Annotated in this window: 7 protein-coding genes; 3 read left to right on the top strand and 4 right to left on the bottom strand. The window is 68.8% G+C overall.

The features are described 5' to 3' along the window. Positions 1-187 precede the first annotated feature (187 nt). The 3 genes from WA944_RS08210 to WA944_RS08200 form a co-directional block, all read right to left on the bottom strand. Positions 188-841 (bottom strand): GNAT family N-acetyltransferase, encoded by a 654-nt coding sequence (locus tag WA944_RS08210; protein WP_526375441.1) that lies wholly within the window; start codon positions 839-841, stop codon positions 188-190. A gap of 19 nt (positions 842-860) precedes the next feature. Next, a complete protein-coding gene (gene glp, locus WA944_RS08205) occupies positions 861-2,138 on the bottom strand; it encodes a molybdotransferase-like divisome protein Glp (protein ID WP_526375439.1) in 1,278 nt (425 codons plus the stop codon). A 72-nt stretch (positions 2,139-2,210) separates the two neighbouring features. Beyond that, positions 2,211-3,134 carry a UTP--glucose-1-phosphate uridylyltransferase gene (locus WA944_RS08200; RefSeq protein WP_526609760.1) on the bottom strand — a complete coding sequence of 308 codons (924 nt, stop codon included), beginning with the start codon at positions 3,132-3,134 and terminating at the stop codon, positions 2,211-2,213. Positions 3,135-3,198: 64 nt separating this feature from the next. On the opposite strand from WA944_RS08200, the gene WA944_RS08195 reads away from it, so the two are divergent. The 3 genes from WA944_RS08195 (at position 3,199) to WA944_RS08185 (ending at position 4,965) form a co-directional block, all read left to right on the top strand. Further along, positions 3,199-3,783 carry a 5-formyltetrahydrofolate cyclo-ligase gene (locus WA944_RS08195; RefSeq protein WP_526609762.1) on the top strand — a complete coding sequence of 195 codons (585 nt, stop codon included), beginning with the start codon at positions 3,199-3,201 and terminating at the stop codon, positions 3,781-3,783. A gap of 100 nt (positions 3,784-3,883) precedes the next feature. After that, positions 3,884-4,240: an FmdB family zinc ribbon protein gene (locus tag WA944_RS08190; RefSeq protein ID WP_526369180.1), complete on the top strand. Its 357-nt coding sequence runs from the start codon at positions 3,884-3,886 to the stop codon at positions 4,238-4,240. 65 nt (positions 4,241-4,305) lie between these two features. Further along, positions 4,306-4,965, top strand: a complete 660-nt coding sequence (locus tag WA944_RS08185) for an SAF domain-containing protein (protein ID WP_526369182.1) — start codon at positions 4,306-4,308, stop codon at positions 4,963-4,965. Between the two features lie 16 nt (positions 4,966-4,981). On the opposite strand, the gene WA944_RS08180 is transcribed toward WA944_RS08185, so the two are convergent. Further along, positions 4,982-5,412: hypothetical protein (locus WA944_RS08180; protein WP_526646697.1), on the bottom strand; the 431-nt coding region annotated here is incomplete at its 5' end.

Below are 5,412 nucleotides of genomic sequence, written 5' to 3'. Positions count from 1 at the left end.
ATCCAGAGGAGAGATTGGGGGATGCTTGGCATGGCGCCTGCTCCTTTCCCCATCAGGCTAGGTCTGTGACCAGCGCATCCAAGGGCGGCGCGCCGAGGACAATTACACACCTGTAATTCGCTGGTAGCAAGCACCAAACGTCACTTATGTCACATCAGTAACACCAAGCGTGATTGCGACCGGCCGGTCAGGCCCAGGAGGCGCGCCCTGCGCGGACCAGGGTGGAGCTCGCCGAACCGTTCAATTCCTCGATCGTGACGGCGACCAACAGGTGATCGCGCCAGCCGCCGTCCACGTCCAGATAGCGCTTCAGCAGGCCCTCTTCCCGGAAGCCGGCCTTTGCCAGCACCGCCCGACTCGCGGCATTCTCCGGCCGTACCGTCGCTTCGACACGATGCAGCATGACCGGACCGAAACAGTGGTCCAGGCCCACCGCCAAGGCCGCGGTGGCCACCCCGCCACCGGTGAACCCGCTGGCCACCCAGTACCCGATCCAGGCGGAGCGCAACGCCCCGTGCGTCACGTTGCCGATCGTGAGTTGGCCGGCGAACTGCCCGTCGACCTCGATCACATAAGGCAACATCCGGCCCCGGCGCGCTTCGGCCCGAAGACCCGAGCACACCGAAGGCCACGTCGAAACGGCATGTCGCACTTCCCAACTGAGATCGGTCGACGGCTCCCAGGGTTCGAGGTGGCTGCGATCCGCCAGCCGGGCACGGCTCCATTGCGCGGCGTCCCGGAGCCGGACAGGACGCAGTTGCACCACTCCGGCGGACACCCGCAGCGGGCCCACCGGCAGTGGCCAGCCAGGATGCTGCGAGCGGGAACTCAGGAAATTCATCACCGCCGCCATCAAGCGTTCAGCCGCGCTGAGCCAGGAAGGCGACGTCGACGACCTCGCCGGTACGAATCTGCTCGGCCTCAGTGGGCACCACGACCAGACAGTTTGCCTCAGCCAGGGTTGCCAACAGGTGCGACGACGCACCGGGCGCCCCGCCGAGGGCCTGCACCAGATACTCACCGGTGTCCTGGTCTCTCATCAACTGCCCGCGCAGGAATCCCGTGCGACCGGCCACCGAGCTGATCGGCGACAGCGCCCGGGCCTGCACGACACGCCGCATGGGCGCCCGTTTGCCGAGCGAGAGGCGGATCAGCGGCCGCACCATCACCTCGAAGACCACCAACGCGCTGACCGGATTGGCGGGCAGCAGGAACACCGGCACCCGCTCGGGCCCCAGCTGGCCGAACCCCTGCACCGACCCGGGATGCATCGCGATGCGGGTGACCTCCATTTCGCCGAGTTGCGACAGAACCGACCGCACGCCCTCGGCGGCCGCGCCACCCACCGCTCCCGCGATCACCACTGCTTCGGCGCGGTTGAGCTGACCTTCGACGACTTCGCGCAACTGCTTGGCGTCGGTCGGCACGATGCCGACCCTGTTCACCTCTGCGCCCGCATCCCGGCCGGCGGCCGCCAGCGCATAGGAGTTCACGTCGTACACCTGACCGTTGCCGGGGGTGCGGGAGATGTCGACGAGCTCACCGCCCACACACATCACCGACAACCGTGGCCGCGGGTGCACCAGTACCCGCTCCCGCCCGACCGCGGCGAGCAGCCCGACCTGTGCGGCCCCGATGATGGTGCCGGCACGAACGGCGACGTCACCCGGTTGTACGTCGTCACCGGTGCGGCGGACATACGCACCGGACCTGACCCCGCGCAACACCCTGACCCGCGATTCGCCGCCGTCGGTCCAGCGCAACGGCAACACCGCATCGGCGAGGGTGGGCATCGGGGCACCGGTCTGCACGCGTGCCGCCTGACGCGGCTGCAACCTGCTCGGGGTGCGCGCCCCGGCCTCGATGGATCCCATCACCGGCAGACTGATCTCGCGGTCGGCGGTGGTGTCGCTGTCGAACTCGCCATCGTCGCCGTCGGCTTCGTTGATCCCGAGCACGTCGACGCTGCGCACCGCATATCCGTCGATCGCCGCCTGGTCGAACCCGGGCAGCGGACGCTCGGTCACCACCTCTTCGGCGCACATCAAACCCTGGGCTTCCGCAATCGCCACCCGCACCGGCCGTGGGGCCACCGCGGCGGAAGCTACTCGAGCCTGCTGCTCCTCCACCGAACGCAAGTCACGCCTTTCTCCCGTTGAAGACATCCGGCCGACGTCGATCTGCGCGTGATGCGCTCGGCGGTGCAGCCGTCAGTGCTCGGTCGTCGCGTGAGCGAGTCCCAACCGCTCGACCAACCACTGCCGCAGTTCGGGGCCGTAGTCGTCTCGCTCCAACGCAAAGTCAACCGCAGCCTTGAGGTAGCCGCCGGGATTTCCCAGGTCGTGTCGAGACCCGCGGTGCACGACCACGTGGACCGGATGCCCTTCCTCGATGAGCAGTGCGATCGCATCGGTGAGCTGCAGCTCGCCGCCGGCACCCTTCGGAATCCGCCGGAGCGCGTCGAAGATGGCCCGGTCGAGCACGTAGCGGCCGGCCGCGGCGTACGGCGAGGGCGCGTCCTCGGCCTTGGGTTTCTCGACCATGCCCTTGACCTTGAGCACGTTGGGGTTGGTGGCATCGGGAACGGTCTCGACGTCGAACACGCCGTAGGCACTGATGTGCTCTTTGTCCACCTCGATGGCGCACAGCACCGTGCCGCCGCGCTTGGCCCGCACCTTCGACATCGTCTCCAGCACCCCGGTCGGCAGCACCAGATCATCGGGCAGCAGAACCGCGATCGCGTCTTCGTCGGGGCCCAGGCTGGCTTCGACACACCCCACGGCATGTCCCAGGCCGAGGGGTTCGGCCTGAACCACGGACTCGACCTTGATCAGCGCGGGCGCGCGCCGGACCTTCTCGAGCATCGACTTCTTGCCGCGTGCCTCCAGCGTCCCCTCGAGGACCAGATCCTCGACGAAGTGCGCGACCACACTGTCCTTGCCCTCGGAGGTGATGATGATCAGCCGCTCCGCGCCGGCTTCGGCGGCCTCCGCGGCCACCAACTCGATGCCCGGCGTGTCGACGACTGGCAGCAGCTCCTTGGGCACCGTCTTGGTGGCGGGGAGAAAACGTGTCCCCAATCCCGCCGCGGGTACCACCGCGGTGTACGGGATCGGAACTTCAGGCCGATTCATCGTTCACACATTAACCTCTCTGAGTTGGATGTTCCCTCCCTACCCGGCTCCGGAGGACTCAGCGGTGCGGTCGACAAAGGCACAGGTTAGAGCCGAGATCCTGGCCGCCCGCCGGGCCGTGACCCCACAGACCCGCGCGGCCGAGGCCGCGGCCCTCGCCGCCCACGTGCTGGCTTTCGTCGACCCTGGTCAGATGGTGTGCGGGTACGTGCCGGTGGGTTCCGAACCCGGGTCGGTGGACCTGATCGACGGATTGGTGCGGCACGAGGCAGCGGTGCTTCTTCCCGTAGCGCGCCACGATTCCGGTGGTGCGGCGCTGCCGCTGCGGTGGGGACGCCACCGCCCCGGCGAGCTGGTCGACGCCCCGTTCGGGTTGCGTGAGCCCCCGCAGCCGTGGTTGCCCGCCGAGGCGGTGGCCGACGCGGCGGTGGTGTTGGTGCCCGCCTTGGCCGTCGACCTGCGGGGCACCCGCCTGGGGCGCGGCGCCGGCTTCTACGACCGGACGCTGATGCTGGCCGGACAGGGTGCAGTGGTGGTGGCCGTGGTGCGCGACGACGAACTCGTCGACCGGCTGCCGTCGGAGTCACACGACGTGCGGGTGACCCATGCGCTGACGCCGCGGCGGGGTCTGGTTCCACTCGGCCGATGAGCGCTGGCGCTTGGCGCCGGGAATGCCCCTGCCCGGCTAGCGGTTCTAGCACTTGAGCCGCTAGAGTGCTAAAGAAGTTCGACCACCTCGGAGGGTTCTCGTGCCTACCTATTCCTATGCCTGCACCGAATGCGACAACAAGTTCGACGTCGTGCAGTCGTTCACCGATGACTCCATGACGGAGTGCCCGAAGTGCGACGGCCGGTTGCGCAAGCTGTTCGGCAAGGTCGGGGTGGTCTTCAAGGGCAGCGGTTTCTATCGCACCGACAGCCGCGAAGCAGCCAAGAGTTCGGCCAAGAGCTCCAGCGGCTCCGACAGCGGTTCGGAGTCCTCGTCGTCTTCGTCCCCGACGTCGGAGAAGAAGTCGGACAAGGCCTCGGGGTCCTCGGACAAGTCGAGCTCGTCGAGTGATTCGTCGAGCAAGTCGTCGGCACCGGCTGCCGCGGCCTCCAGCTAGAGAGTTATCCACAGCCGCGTGATCGGCGGCTTACCGAAACTCGCCGCGCTGGCTAGCGTGGCCGCATGGGGGATTCGCTCGACCCTTCGCCGCTGAGTCGGCTCACCCAGATTCTCCGACCGGACTGGTCGCGCACCATCGCCGCCCGGCGAGCCCTCGCCGGTGCCCTCGTGGTGCTGGCCGCCGTCGCCGCCTACCGCGACGATCCCCGCGCAGACGTCGCCGAGGTCGTGGTCACCACCCGAGACCTGTCGCCGGGCTCCGAGCTCACCGCCGACGACGTCCGAGTCGAAAGCCGCGCAGCGGCAAGCATTCCCGATGGTTCGCGCACCGAACTCGACGGGGTGGTGGGTACCACGCTGGCAGGACCGGCGCGCCGTGGTGAAGTGGTCACAGACGTGCGGGTGCTGGGTCCGCGGCTGGCCGAGTCGGCTGCCGGACCGAACGCCCGCATCGTGCCGCTGCCGCTGGCCGATGCGGCACTCGTCGACCTCGTCCGGACCGGCGATGTCGTCGACATCGTGGCGGCACCGACGTCAGCCGCACCCGCCACCGAGGCCCGGGTGATCGCCACCGACGCGGTGGTGGTGCTGGTGTCCGCCGAGCAGAACGGACCCACCGCCGGTGGGGGCGGACGGGTGGTGCTCGTTGCGCTCCCCGCGGCGGCCGCCAAGGCCGTCGCCGGCGCGGCACTGGTGGAGACCGTGACGCTGACGCTGCACTAGCTGCCCGACAAACAGTTCAGAAGGGGTTTGCGCTGCCCGGGCCGCACTGCGGTCCGGTGTCGACAGATCCCGCATCGAACGCGCCGCCCCACTGGTTCGACCGGCTGAGCCCCTGGGCCTGCCAGCCGTCCGATCCGACCCATTCTGGCCCGGACTCTTGGGCCTTCTGCGTCGGAACCCCCATGTCGCTGGCGATGACCGAGGCGGTGCCGAGCGTGCCGGGGTTCACTGCGCAGTAGTCGGCGCCGGCAGTGGAGGCCGCCTGGCGCGAGTTCACGACGCCGTCGCCGCCGATCGTCGGGTGGGACGGATCGTTGGGGTCCGCACCCGCGGTCCCGGCACCGAACGTCAGGGCCGCCACGCTGAAGGCGAGCGCACCAAAGCCGAGAACGCCCAGCTTCTTGGAATTGTGGGTGAGAGCGGCCATCGGCCTGCCCCTTTCTGTGA

The sequence above is a fragment of the Mycobacterium sp. genome (assembly GCF_049683355.1).
Taxonomy (GTDB): domain Bacteria; phylum Actinomycetota; class Actinomycetes; order Mycobacteriales; family Mycobacteriaceae; genus Mycobacterium.
This window is presented reverse-complemented; position numbering and strand designations above follow the sequence as displayed.

Bases quoted from the DNA above. Each gene is read 5' to 3' on its own strand.
- WA944_RS08200 (WP_526609760.1), bottom strand. From the start codon at position 3,134: ATGAATCGGCCTGAAGTTCCGATCCCGTACACCGCGGTGGTACCCGCG.
- WA944_RS08210 (WP_526375441.1), bottom strand. From the start codon at position 841: ATGAATTTCCTGAGTTCCCGCTCGCAGCATCCTGGCTGGCCACTGCCG.
- WA944_RS08185 (WP_526369182.1), top strand. From the start codon at position 4,306: ATGGGGGATTCGCTCGACCCTTCGCCGCTGAGTCGGCTCACCCAGATT.